The sequence below is a fragment of the Pseudomonadota bacterium genome, assembly GCA_026390555.1.
Lineage (GTDB): Bacteria > Bdellovibrionota_C > UBA2361 > UBA2361 > OMII01 > OMII01.
In genome coordinates this window covers 69,101-83,045 of sequence record JAPLFS010000064.1, presented here as the reverse complement: position 1 = coordinate 83,045, position 13,945 = coordinate 69,101, and the positions used below count along the sequence as shown (strand labels likewise).

The following is a 13,945-nucleotide window of genomic DNA, read 5'->3' as shown; positions in this document are numbered from 1 at the left end:
ACGGGCGCGCTAGCATTTAAGCTCTTTGAAACCTACGGGTTTCCGTGGGAGATGTCGGAAGAGATTGCACGTGAGCGTGGTCAGCAGGTTGACCGAGCTGAGTTTGAGGGTGAATTTAAAAAACACCAGGACCTCTCTCGCACCTCCGCTAAGGGGATGTTCAAGGGCGGGCTAGCTGATCACGGTGAAGCCGTCGTAAAGCTTCACACCACTACTCACCTTATGCACCAGGCGCTGCGCTCGGTGCTTGGCACCCACGTTCAGCAGAAGGGTAGCAATATAACGAATGAGCGCCTCCGTTTTGATTTCTCTCATTCGCAAAAGGTCACACCTGAGGAGATTAAAGAGGTTGAGCGAATTGTAAACGAACAGATCGCTCGCAACCTTAAGGTCTCATTTGCAGACACAACCTACGACGATGCTATAAAGGCCGGAGCGCTTGCCTTCTTCGGAGAGCGCTATCCTGAGAAGGTAAAGGTGTATGAGATCGGGGACTTCTCGAAGGAGATCTGCGGTGGCCCGCACATTGAAAACACGACCGTTCTTGGGCGCTTCTCGATCTCGCGTGAAGAGGCTTCTAGCGCCGGAGTGCGCCGTATCTACGCTATACTGTCGTAAGCTTTTAACGCGCGCCGATACCGAACAGCACAGCCGGAACGGTGCGGAGCAAAAGTACCAGGTCGCCCATCAGTGACCAGTTGTCGATGTAGTTAAGATCGAGCTTAACCCAGGACTCAAAGTCCTTAATCTCATTTCGTCCACTCACCTGCCAGATGCAGGTCAGCCCTGGCCGCATCGATAGTCTACGCCGAGAACTCCTCTCGTATAGACTCACCTCTCCTGGAATGGGTGGGCGGGGCCCAACCAGACTCATCTCACCAACAAACACGTTCCAAAGTTGCGGAAGCTCATCCAAGCTAAAGCGCCTAAGGAACCTTCCGAAGGAGGTAACACGGGGGTCGTTCTTCATCTTAAAGGTGGGACCGTTCATCTCGTTCTTGGTTCGCAGTACATCCAGCGCCTGCTCCGCATCCAGATACATCGAACGGAACTTAAGCATCTGAAAGAGGCGCCCATTAAGTCCCATGCGGGTCTGTCTAAAGATGACTGGTCCAGTGCTAGCTTTTATTCCAAGCGCCAACAACGCAAAAATTGGTGCCATGGCTACCAGAGCTACCCCTGCCACAACGATGTCGATTACACGCTTCAACGCTAGCTCCCAGGAGTCCCCAGGAGGGGTCTGAAAGTGAATAAGGGGCATGCCGCCGAAGTAACTAATCTCTGATTTAATCAGGCCGATACTGAACAGATCGGCTGCTATAGTTGTGCGCACCCCCTGCTCGGCGCACACCATAATCATCTCCTCTACCTGTGGCATGACCTCTACAACATCGGTAAAAAGCACCTCATCTATCGCGTAATCTTCAAGAGCGCGGCACACCGCCGCTGTCCCGATCAGTACACGCCCGACCTTAACTGACCCTGCAAGATCGCTACGCAAATGCTGGATGCTTGCAGCCTGGTGCTTATCGTCTGCGCGCAGATCCCCAAAGCCACGAATGTGAATACCGAGCTCAGGGCGACCTACTATCTCGCGTGCTAACTTAAGCGACTGTTCGCCGATACCACATATAATTACGTTACGAAAATTGTGCCCCTGCCTGCGCCAATATCTTAGAAATTTAAGCACCGCATATCGTTCAATGGAGAGTCCGCATCCACTCAGTAATACAAACAAGCCAACAAACGATCTACTGATATTAATCTTAAGTATAAAGAGGGTTGCAGCAAGCAATACAAAGACCAAGGCGCTGCTAAGAAACGCCACTCGAAAGAGCCGCAGCACCGAGCTCCTTCGCATACTTCCGTACGCTCCCATCAGGTTGAGTAGCACCCCATATCCGAGCACCGTCACAATCAATACGATAAAGTAGTCCTTAATCGGAGCCAGCTCGTAGCCCTCAAAGGGGAGATTAAGATCGAAGATATCGTTCCAAAAGATTAACGAGTTACGCCCGTAATAGGCGGCGAAGAACGCCACTATAACGATCAAGTTATCACCGAGGCGCTCAACGCGCGATATAAGACGGGAGTTCTGCTTTAGCATACTAGCGTATCCAAGCCCTTATGGTATGCCCTCAAGCCCTGCTAAACAAGGGGCGCTACCATCGGCTTACCCATCCGTTAGCGCTGCGAGCGCCGGACTCTAGGCCAGCCACGAAAAAGATCGCCTGCCTCATCTCTTTTGGCTTGAAGCCCCTAATGCTTTCGCTATCATAGCTATATATGGTTCCTCACCAATAAGTGTGGGTACATTAGATGGAAAACCCCTGCGCGGGAACGTGAACCGCTTCCCGTTACCTGCTCCCGCTCCGATAGCAGAAACTTATTTTGAAAAGAACCGATTAATAGAAGATATGTTTTGTCATGAAAAGCTCTAAGTCTATCAAAAGTCGGTTGAATTCCTGAAAGAGGTTATTAGTGCTGTTCGCCTCATCCCGAAAGGAAACAACGATATTGTCAACCAGTTGCGTCGCGCCGCCACCTCCATTTCATTAAATATTGCAGGATGCGTAGGCAAAACAGGCGTTGGCGACAAAAAGCGCTACTAAAACTCCTACGAGTCTTTTAAGCAGCTTGGCGGCCATGCTGTCAAAGCTGGTTTTTAAGGGTTACGGTATCGGAGCGGGAGCAGGTAACGGGAAGCGGTTCACGTTCCCGCGCAGGGGTTTTCCATCTAATGTACCCACACTTACTCGGTGAGGAACCAAAATTATATCTCTTCACTTTTTTTCTACTACCTGCTCCAACCACGTCAGGCGCTCCTTAATAGTTTTCTCGTTACCACGATCGCTTGGCTCATAGAACGGCTGCCCCGCGACCCCTTTCGGCATATACTCAACCCCAGGCGCATATCCGAGAGGTTGATCGTGTGGATAAACATAGCCCTTGCCGTATCCCAATCCCTGCATCAGTCCGGTCTCTGGATTCCTTAGATGTAGCGGCACCTGCGCATTTGGCGCATCCTTAACGGCCCTTAATGCGCGGTTAAGCGCCACGTAGCTTCGATTTGATTTGGGCGCCGTAGCAAGGTAGGTGATACACTGCGCTATAGGAATACGACCCTCTGGCAACCCAACTAATTCATAAGCCTGTAATGTCGAAACTGCGAGCTGCAACGCACGCGGATCTGCGTTACCGATATCCTCACTAGCGAAGATTATAAGACGCCGGATCAAAAAACGGGGATCTTCCCCGCCCTCAAGCATGCGCAACCCGTAGTAGAGCGCTGCATCGGCATCTGAGCCACGCATACTTTTAATAAAAGCTGAGGCGATGTTGTAGTGCTCCTCTCCATCACGATCATAGGAGCTCAGTCCAGCTTGCGATAGAAAGCTACGGATCTCGTCCTCCTTAATCTCTGCCGGTAGAGACACCGCAGCACCCCCCACAGACCGCGCATCAACCAACGACTCCAAAATATTCAGTATCCGTCTGCCGTCGCCAACACTCGCCTCTTCAAGTAACTTGCGCCCACCCTCATCAAGCACACATCCGAGACAACACTCGCCACGCTCACAGACACTCCTCAGCGCCTCAGCGCCGAGCGGCTTAAGAACCACCACCCGGCAACGTGAGAGTAGCGCTGAGGTTAGGTAAAAGGAGGGGTTTTCCGTCGTAGCGCCAACGAGGGCTATCGTCCCCGCCTCTACATGTGGCAAGAAGGCGTCCTGTTGGCCCTTATTAAAGCGGTGGATCTCGTCCACAAATAATAGGGTCGGTCGGGAGAGCTCCTTCGCCCGTTCAACAACCTCACGCACATCTTTAACGCCACACAGCACGGCCGAGAGCTGCACGAACTCGCACTCGTATGAGCCTCCGATTAATTTGGCCAGGGTCGTCTTGCCCGAACCAGGGGGCCCCCACAGAATAGCGGATGGAATACGCCCCTTCCCTCCCCGTAGCTGCTTAATAAAGGTGCTATCCAAATGCTCAAGTCCAGAGAAGTCATCGAGCGTGCGCGGCCGCAACCTCTCTGCTAATGGAACCTGACTCATACCAATCCCAAGAATGAGGTGACGTATCGGTAGCCCTCCTCAAACTGCTTTAAAGAGAAGGACTCGTTAGGAGCATGTATCATATCCTCCTCCTGCCCGAATCCAACCAGGAGCGGCTGCGCCCCAGCGGTCACGGCGAGCTTAGTTACTATAGGAATGCTGGCTCCCTCCCAGATATAGACCGGCTCACGATCAAAGGCGCGTCTAAGAGCCTTACTAGCCGTTTGAATGGCTGAGCTTTTGGTCGAAAGCTGAATGGCTGGCCCACCAACGCTCTCATCATGAATCTCAACACGGGTACCCTTGGGCGCAGCGCCCTGCAGGTGCCGCACAACTGTGGCGAGGATCTCGTCTGGATCCTGTCCATCAACCAGACGCATCGAAAGCTTCGCCATGCCGTAGGCCGGAATAACGGTCTTTCCTCCGGCACCCTGATATCCTCCACCAACTCCGTTAATCTCAAGGGTTGGTCTAAATCCTCTGCGCTCAAGGGGGTGGAGTCCGTGCTCGCCCCCCTCTAGGGATACTCCAAGCATAGCCGAGATCGCATCCGTATCAATAGGCGCCTTTGCAGCAAGCTCACGGTCCTCGGCATGTGGCTCCTTAACGCCATTATAAAATCCTGGGACCGCTACCGAACCATCCGGCGCGTGTAGGCCCGCCAAGATTGAGCTAAGCGCCTGCAAGGGATTAAGTACCACGCCACCATAAACACCTGAGTGCAGATCGATCCTTGGGCCGTGCACCCGCAACTCGCAGTGGGCGATCCCACGCAACCCCATGGTTATCGTTGGAACCCCTGCCGCAATAACCCCTGTATCACATACCATTAGGATATCGGACTTAAGGGGCTCCTCCCACTGCGCAAGTCCAACGTGCATCGCCTCACTCCCACACTCCTCCTCGCCCTCTATAATAACCTTAATTGTAGGAAGATCTGCGCCCGTTACTTTAAGGGCCTCCAGCGCCTTAAGGAAGTAAAAGAGCTGGCCCTTATTATCCTGGGCTCCGCGCGCGTACATGCGCCCATCACGCAGGGTTGGCTCAAAGGGGGGAGTTATCCAGAGATTAAGGGGATCAACTGGTTGTACGTCGTAGTGACCATAAAATAAAATAACGGGCCTAGTTGGATTACCCGGCAGGACCCCATAAATAAGCGGCTTAGTATCCGAGGGCCATATCTCGGTCTTAAAGCCGAGCCCCTCTAGGTGCCTTGAGAGCCAGGCCGCGCACTCAAGGCAATCGTTATGAAAGGCCGGGTCGGCGCTAATGCTCTTAAACGCCAGGAACTCCCTCCATTCGGTGATGAAACGATCCCTGTTACTAGAGAAATAATCGAGAAAGCTTTGCATAGTAGCTCCTTGTGGCGAGGTAGTTGTTACCCCATTGTGCTACAGAAGTCGAAGTACTTGAAGAGAGCTTTTTATTCTTACACTGTTTCTATACTAAAAAAGCCGTTCTTTGCGCACATGGGCAATGAATAGAACGGTTGCGCTTGAGCACACTCAATGTCACTATACTAATGCTTATTCACCTTTTCAAAGAGCGCGCTATGAGATCATTTATTATCACCCCCCTATTGGCTATCTCCCTACTTGCTACCTCTGGCTGCTCCTGGTTCGGTTCGAGCAGTGGCGAGGGTGATGAGAACGGGCTCTCAGAGTCCGATCTCGCGGCACAACGTGAGGGACGCTTTGGCGCCGGCACGATTCCAACCGCCGAGGGCGAGGGGCTCTTCCGTGATATCCGTTTCGGGTACGATTCATATTCTGTTGAAGATGAGGGTCGCAGCGATCTAGAAGCCAACGCCCGCACCATTGGCGCTCAGTCTGGAATGGCGATTACCCTTGAGGGACACTGTGATGAGCGCGGTACCGTCGAATATAATATGGCTCTTGGAGCAGCACGCGCCAAGGCTGTAAAGAACGCCCTGGTAACCCTCGGTGTTCCATCCAACCGCGTTGAAACGATAAGCTACGGCGAGGAGATCCCCCTTGATGCTGCGCACGATGAGGCTGCCTACGCAAAGAACCGTCGCGTACACTTTTCATCTGGAGCAAGCGCTGCTGCGACTGAGACAAAAAACTCCCGTTATTAGATAAAGAAGGTCAGGCTGGCGCACTTTAAGGGCTGCTAAGGGCGTAATTCTATTAGGTAGGATCTATTACCAGCTCGCCTGCTGGCCCTGAACCAGCTGAGCGATGGCTTCAACCACCACCTCCAACTCACCCCCCTCCTCCGCACGTAACCCGAAGTACACCCCTAAGACAAAGACGCACGCTACTAGCATCAGCCTCATAGGACACTCCTGTAAAAAACCGGACAAAATCAGACAAAAAACAGGATAAAAAACCTCTCTGCACCTTTTGCGGTGCGCCATCCTGACCAGTCACTTATGCGACTAACAAAACACCCAAACGGTTGATCTGCTTACAACTCGCTCTAAGCGCCACCCTCTTCTGATTCCGGTACCCTCCTGAAAGTAGCGTCGAGATCTAGCGCCATTTGAAACGCTTACGAACGCAATAACGCGAAAATATTTAAAATCTATGCCTAAGAAACAATTTGGTTACACTTAGTCACTGATCAAGAATAGCAGCATACTATTCGCTCCCCCCTCAGTATGCACAGAGCGCATACAGATACCAGGAATAGATACATTATGAGCCAAAGAACCGAGTTCGAATCATCGCCCGATCTTAAACGCCTCTTTTTGCGCGAGCTTGAACTCTGGCGCAGGGCCACTCACCTGGGGCTTGCGGATCTAAGCCACCGTTGCGGGGTTTCGCCCTCGTATCTGGCCCATATCGGTCGCTACGGAAGGATCCCAAGCAAGCCGGTTCTAATCCTGCTAGCGCTTAACTTCGGCCTACAGGATCCACGTGAACTCTTTGAATCTGCAAAGCTCTCTGATGAGTGGCCCTTCGATGCGCCCCAGCACCTCGCTACACGTGAGCCAGACGGCAGCGGATTTCTTAGCGTTAAACTGGATATGGCTGGATTTATCGAGGCCATTAAGGGCACGATCCGAACGGAGACGCGACCACGCACTCTGCAGGTGCTACTCAACTCCCGCCCACTCCGTATCGGAATTAATCTAACGCAGCCGTGGCTCTTCGAAAAAGCGGAGGGTGGCACCCTCGACCGTACCCGTGGCTTAGTGCCGGACCTCTGCCGCATGCTGCAAACATCGCTGCAATGCAATATAGAGATGATCCCAGTTACCTTTGACCGCTATGTGGACAAGTTATGCCGGGGCGAGATAGATCTCTTTGGGCCTCTGATGGTCACCCCGCACTGTCCCTCCAATATTCTCTTCTCGGTCCCGGTTAACCGCATGGGGCTTTCAGTCCTGATGCGCACACGACCAACTCACAGCCTAGCGCAGCTTAAGCTTCCCGCCTCGCTGGATGATCTGATTAGCGAGCCGTACTCCATCGCCGTGCTGCGCGACAGCCGCGCGCACCTCTTCTGCGCTACCCGACTTAAACGCGCCGAGGAGGATATAATAGTATGTAATAGCGACGAGGAAGCCACGGACCGGGTCAGACTCAAGGGCATCTCACGCCCCGCCCATCTCTTTCTATGCAACTCAATGTCGGCGGCGCATCGTGCTAGGGAGTATCCGGGGGAGCTTAGCGCGCTCTTTACAGAGCCAGGAACGGTTCTCGACATGTGCAACAACTCATTTGCGGTTCGTCCGGATTGGCCTGAGGCTGTTACTATCGTTAACGAGGCGCTGCACTTTATCCTCGGGGCCGGTGGAGTTGCCAAACGCATCCAAGCTCTAATCGATGATGGTGCTCAGGGACTGCTTGAGGTTGTGCCGTACGGCACTGCCGTCGACAATGCTCATGACGTTGCAAGCTCGCTCAAACGGGCGCTCTCTGTTGGTGGGTAATGTGCTACTGCAGCAGCAAAACATCACTCAACGCTCGTCGCATCGCCTCAAATGTCGCCATGGTCCTCTCTTCAAAGGCCTCCGGGTCTGCTGCGGGACTCTCTAAATAGAGCACTCCTACCTTGCGTTGCTCACCGAGTGCTCTGTATATGCCAGCTAGCGCCTCAGCCGAGAGCTCATCTTTAAGTTCGATTATCGGCTCTAATTTTAAAAGCGCTGCAACCGCCTTATCTCTTGGATCGAGCTCGATATCGTAGGTCGAGCGCAGATTTACCGTTCCTATAACCGTTCTAGGTTTTAAACTATTAGTGCTTGGATCAATTACAAAGACACAGCCACCGGTAAATCCAGCCTGTGGGATGATCTTCTTAATAAGATTCTCGACCGCAAGTTTACTGACAGCCTCCCCATCAAAGCCCGCGTATAGCTCCCGTAGCGCCTCCTGAACGTGCCGTGGGCATTTACGCAGCAACTTGTCGTCGACTACCCGCGCAATATTCTTATGAACCTTAATGTTGCGCTGTGGATCAAAGGATTTAATCTCTCCAAAGGTGGTCGGCAGACTCTTTTCATAGCTCTTTGACTGCTCCTGCGCACGATCCTTCACGAGTTGAATCGCATTCTCTCCGACCGTTTCGGCTAAAAATTTCTGTGCTACCTCCCAATCGTTCTCGGCCGATGGATAGGTTTCCGGATGCTCTGCGCGCGCTAGCGCCTCGCCGATCTCACACAGGTCATCATATATGTTCCACTGCTGCTCAATCTGCTCGACCTGTGGGTCGGACTCTCCGGTCTCGGGCCGCATGATCCGAATTGCAAGCAACGTTGGTGTAAATCCGAGCTCCTTAGAGAGCTCCTCATCGAGGTTTTGTCCTAGCTCAAGCCTTTCGAGCACCCTTGAATACAGGGTAGGATAGTTCCACGCGATCAGGTTCAAACCGATCTCACGCACTACTCCACGAGCAAATCCCATATCCGGATCGAGGTTCTTCTTTTCGCTCAAAATTGAGGCTGTCGATGCGCTGATCGCCGTCTCCCTAAGACGCGAGATCTGAAACGGCTCGCTCCAAGAGAGAGAATGGATTGCTGGTAGCCTCTGATCGACTGAGAGCAGTCGACCGATACGCTCGGGGCCGGCCCATTTAATGATCTCAATCGGGTTGTGCAGGGTAGCTGCTGGAATACCCTCTGCCTGACCGATCTGAATGAGATCCTTAACTACCAACGTAAAGAGCGCAAAGTCGCTCTTTAGGTCTTTAAGCAGCTCACTAGGATTGCGTTCATAATCTCCGCACTCAAACCGTTTGCGGATCGCTAGCAGCACATCCTGATTAATCGGGAACCAAGGCTTCAGGACATGTTGAAGCGCCCGATCTATTCTGCGTTCAGATGCGTCAGCTTTGAATCTTGAACTCATGCAACCCTGCTAATACCAATTAGCCCCATACCCTAAGGTCGACAGACTGGGCGGCCAACTTAAGGCTCTGGTGTCAACAGAGAGACCCTCTTACAGCCACATTAAAACCAGCCCCATACAAATACAGGCACTTACAGAAACAATAGGAGCATCTGGCATGATTTTGCCCATTTGATTGAATCAATTGGTTATAGGTATAATAGCCGAGCTTATGGATGAAAAACTGATCGATTCCCTTAAACTACCCGAAGATCTGCGCTCCCTTTCAATTGAGGAGCTACAGCAAGTTGCCGCAGAGCTCCGTAACGAGCTGATCGACACCGTAAGTGAATCTGGGGGCCACTTCGCATCGAGCCTGGGCGCTACCGAGATAACTGTAGCGCTGCACCATGTTTTTGATACCCCGCACGACAGATTAATCTGGGACGTTGGGCACCAGGCCTATATCCACAAGATGGTAACGGGTCGCCGTAATAAAATGGGCTCAATTCGCACGATGAACGGCCTCTCAGGATTCCTTAAGCGCTCTGAAAGCCCCTTCGACGCCTTCGGTGCTGGACATGCTGGAACCAGCATCTCGGCTGCGGTTGGAATGCGCCTTGCGCTCGATAGACTTGCGCCAGAACGTTTCGTAACTGCGATTATCGGAGATGGCTCGCTCACCTCAGGCATGGCGTTTGAAGCGCTTAATCATGCCGGCGACCTAGGTCTTAAGCGTCTAATAGTGGTGCTTAACGACAACGAGATGTCGATCTCTAAGAACGTTGGCGCACTAAGTTGGCTCTTCTCGCGCACCGTAACGGGCGAAGCTACCTCGCGCGCGCGCAGCAAGTTCAAGGATCTTTATAAGCGCGGCTATGTGCCGGAGCTGCTTTATAAGGCGATGGATCGCGCTGAGGAGGCCACGCAGGGCTTCTTCTCAACCCCGGCCATGCTCTTTGAGGCCTTCGGCTTTCGTTATATCGGACCGCTCGATGGTCACGATCTTCCGGCTCTTATTCAGGCCCTTAATAACGCAAAGCGGCAGGATATTCCCGTCCTTATTCACTGTCGCACCGTTAAGGGCAAGGGCTACGAACCGGCCGAGGAGGATCCGATCCTGTGGCACGGGGTTACGCCCTTCGATCGTCAGAAGGGAGAATTCAAGGGTGGGCAGCTTCCAGCTAACACGACACCTCCTAAGAAGCTTCCCTCCTACACCGGCATCTTTGCAGAGACCGTGACCAAGTTAGCCAGGGAGGATAAGCGTATTATCGCCGTAACAGCGGCGATGCTAGGCGGCACCGGGCTCGATAAGATGCAGGCCGAACTTCCCGATCAGGTCTTTGATGTCGGCATTTGCGAGCAACACGCGGTCACCTACGCCGCAGGGCTCGCCTGTGAGGGACTTAAGCCCATAGCTGCAATCTACTCAACGTTTTTGCAGCGCGCCTACGATCAGGTTGTGCACGATGTTTGTATTCAGAAGCTACCGGTTACGTTTGCGATCGATCGCGGCGGAGTTGTAGGAAACGATGGCGAGACGCACCAGGGGGTCTACGATATCGCTTATCTGCGCACCGTTCCGCACATTACGATCATGTCACCAAAGGATGAGAACGAGCTGCGCCATATGCTCTATACGGCGGTAACGTTAAACGCTCCGGTTGCGGTGCGTTATCCACGCGGTAATGGAGTAGGTGTAGAGTTAGATGAGCAGCTACAAAAGCTCCCGATCGGCAAGGGCGAGATCCTACGCAGGGGCCAGGATGCCCTCATCGTAGCTTTCGGTCCTATTATTCAGAATGCGCTGCAAGCCGCTGATAAACTCGCCGCCGAACATAAGATTACTACTACGGTTATTAATGCTCGCTTTGTAAAGCCGCTCGACACGGAGCTACTCGCGGCAGAGCTGCCGAAATACTCAGTGCTCTGTACCATTGAGGACCACTCTCTTAACGGTGGCTTTGGATCAGCCGTTGTAGAGTTCGCAAACGATCAGAACATTGCTTTACGGGCGCCGATCAAACGCTTCGGAATCGGAGATAGCTTCGTACCTCATGCTACACAGAGCGAGCAGTATGCCATGCACGGCTACGATACTAAGAGCATTTTAGCCTATATCCTAGAGAGCGCGCAGGCACTTAGAAAGGTGGCCTAAGAAGCACGGAAGGCTGTAATGCCTACCTGACCTAAATTTATACAATGTATTGATTACAAACAGCTGAGTAGGCCTAAAACCCCCATATTTTAAGGGGTTAGTAGCGGCATATCTTATGCTGTATCCCTATATAAACCTGAAGCAACTTGAGCTGTACTACGGATAAGTGGTTGAGCACCCATTCTGTAAGCAAGATTAGCTCAGATGGTAGTTGCCTCACTTTTGGGAGTACGGATATGAATTTGTCACATGGTGGTGATTTTACAAAAAGCCTACTTAGTCTGCAGCTGCAGCTAAAAACGCTACTTGAGGGCGTTGGTGGCGAGGAGACAGCAACGCTGCTTGATGCGTTAGCGCAGTTAAGTCAGAGTGAGCGCTCTATCGCTATACCACTACTCTCGCAAACTATAAAAAAAATAGCACTGGGTGAGCAAAGACTGATGTCAGCAGAGGACCAGGAGCTCAAAAACTTCGAGGACTCCCTCTTCGAGAGCGTGCTTACGGCTTTGGGCGGCGCGGCTAACGATGCCGATCTATCAAAGGAGAGCGCACACAAACTTGCAGTCGTTCCAGGTGGCAAAGCTACAACGGAGCGCGTCATATTTAAGAAGCCGATCCGTGTACCAGCCCTGATCGATCTAGCCAAAGAGCGCGAGAGCAGAAAGCAACGCAACTCAACCCCCGGATAGGCGCCCGTATACAACTGGCCACGAAAAAGATCTCCAACCTGAGCATTGATACCTAGCCACTCTGGGGAACGGCGCCCCCAGCGCTTCGCCATATCGCTATTTTGCGGTAGCTTCTGACTTTTTAACCAATTCAAGCCTGACCGATCTCACATTAGGATCGATAAAGGTCAGATTTCCTGGGAGACGATTACTGCCTATGGGGATATCTACTGGCTCTTTTTGAAGGGCCGCGATTGCATCCCTACCCTCTCTGCTATCCAAAAACCGTCCCAACGTTTCTCCGTTAACCTCTCTAGGAACCACAGGTAGTGGGGTATTTGTGCTTGGCATCGTATCAGTCCCTATGTAGATACGAAGCCTAAGTTCCATTCCATCCGGAAGTTTGCGGTCCGGACTTATTTTATCGGTCGCCATTACTAATACATTAAGCGCTCCACCCCTCGAGATAGCTCCCCTGTATTCCCCCACTCCTATCTCCTGCCCACGGTCGCCGTAAAATTTTGCGCTATATGGCATTCCATTAATCTCAGTCAGGGTTTGTTGAGTAGGCTTGGGGGGCTCTGCGCTAACCATGCTATTTGCAGTAGAGCAAACCAGCACCCCCGTTAAGGCCTTTAAAAAATCCCGCCGATCCACCATAGCAGGTAGTGCGGCTTTCTTTAAATCAACCGCATCAGTCTGCCTATCGAGTGTTGTACTGAGGTTGTTATTTGCGACTGGCCTTGGCTGACTTAGCATACGATTATATCCAAAAATATAGACTGAATAGATTATGGGGGCTGGCTACCGCAGTGTAACATAAGCTTACCACCTTAATCAGAGAAACGACTCAAACACCCCTAAACCGACAGATCCTCGGTGCCCTCGGCGATTACCCCATATGAAACGGGGCGTTATCAAGGAGCCGGACACCCTCAACCCGTGCAACCACCAAGATACGACACCTGCCGTTAACGGTTTCTAGGGGTTCAAGCGAGAGCTCATTCACCAGGCTCACGTAATCAATCTCAGGGTTAGGCATGCTATTAATAATCTCGTTAGTTACGATCCCCTCAAGGGTTCTGGCGCAGCGCTCGCCTGCGCTAAAGCTGTGCTGCGCTGCAAAGAGTCCACGACTAATAGCTAGCGCCTGACGACGCCCCTCGGGCGAGAGCCGCGCATTACGGGAGCTTAACGCCAAGCCATCGCTATCACGCACAAGTGCTCCCCGTACGATCTCGATATCCATCTTAAGGTCCCCTACCATACGCTCAATTAAACTGAGCTGTTGGAAATCCTTCTCGCCAAAGATAGCCACGTCAGGCTGTACGGCGTTAAAGAGGATAGTTACCACCGAGGCAACGCCGGTAAAGTGTCCAGCACGGAGCGCACCCTCAAAGGGTTTTGATATCTCGTTGACAGAGACCGTCGTCTGGTAGCCGCCGGCGTAGATCTCGGCTACACTCGGAGCAAAGAGCAGATCTACCCCCTCTTTTTCTAGCAGCTCAGCATCCCGATCAATATTGATAAGGTATGCCTGGTAGTCCTTAGGATCATTAAACTGGGTGGGATTTACGAACACCGAGCATACCCGTAGATCGCAGTGCTCCTTTAAGGTATGGGCAAGCGAGAGGTGCCCAGCATGCAATGCCCCCATGGTCGGAACGAATCCGATCCTCTTCCCAGCTCGTCTAAGCGGTTTCAGGATGCTTCTTAGCTCTATAATACTGTCACATCGCTTCATATAGGATCCCCTCGCAC

At 52.3% G+C, this 13,945-nt stretch carries 12 protein-coding genes; 5 read left to right on the top strand and 7 right to left on the bottom strand.

Features of this window, described 5'->3' with window-relative positions; all coding sequences use genetic code 11:
- A partial coding sequence (locus NTV65_08925) for an alanine--tRNA ligase-related protein (GenBank protein MCX6115320.1) occupies positions 1 to 618 on the top strand: 618 nt, incomplete at its 5' end.
- A 4-nt stretch (positions 619 to 622) separates the two neighbouring features.
- Here NTV65_08925 and NTV65_08920 read toward each other — a convergent pair.
- From NTV65_08920 to NTV65_08910, 3 genes are all read right to left on the bottom strand, one after another.
- Positions 623 to 2,107 carry a sugar transferase gene (locus NTV65_08920; GenBank protein MCX6115319.1) on the bottom strand — a complete coding sequence of 495 codons (1,485 nt, stop codon included), beginning with the start codon at positions 2,105 to 2,107 and terminating at the stop codon, positions 623 to 625.
- A 676-nt stretch (positions 2,108 to 2,783) separates the two neighbouring features.
- Complete coding sequence (locus NTV65_08915) at positions 2,784 to 4,058, bottom strand: replication-associated recombination protein A (protein MCX6115318.1); 1,275 nt, start codon at positions 4,056 to 4,058, stop codon at positions 2,784 to 2,786.
- Positions 4,055 to 5,410, bottom strand: a complete 1,356-nt coding sequence (locus tag NTV65_08910) for a dipeptidase (GenBank protein MCX6115317.1) — start codon at positions 5,408 to 5,410, stop codon at positions 4,055 to 4,057. The genes NTV65_08915 and NTV65_08910 overlap by 4 nt, the downstream gene beginning before the upstream one ends.
- Before the next feature lie 200 nt (positions 5,411 to 5,610).
- Between NTV65_08910 and NTV65_08905 the strand changes: the two genes are divergently transcribed.
- Positions 5,611 to 6,156: an OmpA family protein gene (locus NTV65_08905; protein MCX6115316.1), complete on the top strand. Its 546-nt coding sequence runs from the start codon at positions 5,611 to 5,613 to the stop codon at positions 6,154 to 6,156.
- Positions 6,157 to 6,222: 66 nt separating this feature from the next.
- Here the strand turns inward: NTV65_08905 and NTV65_08900 are convergent, their stop codons facing one another.
- A complete protein-coding gene (locus NTV65_08900) occupies positions 6,223 to 6,357 on the bottom strand; it encodes a hypothetical protein (GenBank protein MCX6115315.1) in 135 nt (44 codons plus the stop codon).
- 363 nt (positions 6,358 to 6,720) lie between these two features.
- Between NTV65_08900 and NTV65_08895 the strand changes: the two genes are divergently transcribed.
- Entirely contained in the window at positions 6,721 to 7,959 is a 1,239-nt protein-coding gene (locus tag NTV65_08895) for a transporter substrate-binding domain-containing protein (protein ID MCX6115314.1), read from the top strand.
- A 4-nt stretch (positions 7,960 to 7,963) separates the two neighbouring features.
- Here the strand turns inward: NTV65_08895 and NTV65_08890 are convergent, their stop codons facing one another.
- Positions 7,964 to 9,376 carry a hypothetical protein gene (locus NTV65_08890; protein MCX6115313.1) on the bottom strand — a complete coding sequence of 471 codons (1,413 nt, stop codon included), beginning with the start codon at positions 9,374 to 9,376 and terminating at the stop codon, positions 7,964 to 7,966.
- 211 nt (positions 9,377 to 9,587) lie between these two features.
- Here NTV65_08890 and dxs point away from each other — a divergent pair, with 211 nt between their 5' ends.
- Both dxs and NTV65_08880 read left to right on the top strand, forming a co-directional pair.
- Entirely contained in the window at positions 9,588 to 11,516 is a 1,929-nt protein-coding gene (dxs, locus tag NTV65_08885) for a 1-deoxy-D-xylulose-5-phosphate synthase (GenBank protein MCX6115312.1), read from the top strand.
- A 236-nt stretch (positions 11,517 to 11,752) separates the two neighbouring features.
- Positions 11,753 to 12,205, top strand: coding sequence for a hypothetical protein (locus NTV65_08880; GenBank protein ID MCX6115311.1), 453 nt, complete (start codon positions 11,753 to 11,755; stop codon positions 12,203 to 12,205).
- A 96-nt stretch (positions 12,206 to 12,301) separates the two neighbouring features.
- Here NTV65_08880 and NTV65_08875 read toward each other — a convergent pair whose 3' ends face one another.
- Together NTV65_08875 and panC are read right to left on the bottom strand one after the other, a co-directional pair.
- Positions 12,302 to 12,943 carry a hypothetical protein gene (locus NTV65_08875; GenBank protein ID MCX6115310.1) on the bottom strand — a complete coding sequence of 214 codons (642 nt, stop codon included), beginning with the start codon at positions 12,941 to 12,943 and terminating at the stop codon, positions 12,302 to 12,304.
- Positions 12,944 to 13,076: 133 nt separating this feature from the next.
- Entirely contained in the window at positions 13,077 to 13,928 is an 852-nt protein-coding gene (panC, locus tag NTV65_08870; protein MCX6115309.1) for a pantoate--beta-alanine ligase, read from the bottom strand.
- Positions 13,929 to 13,945 lie beyond the last annotated feature (17 nt).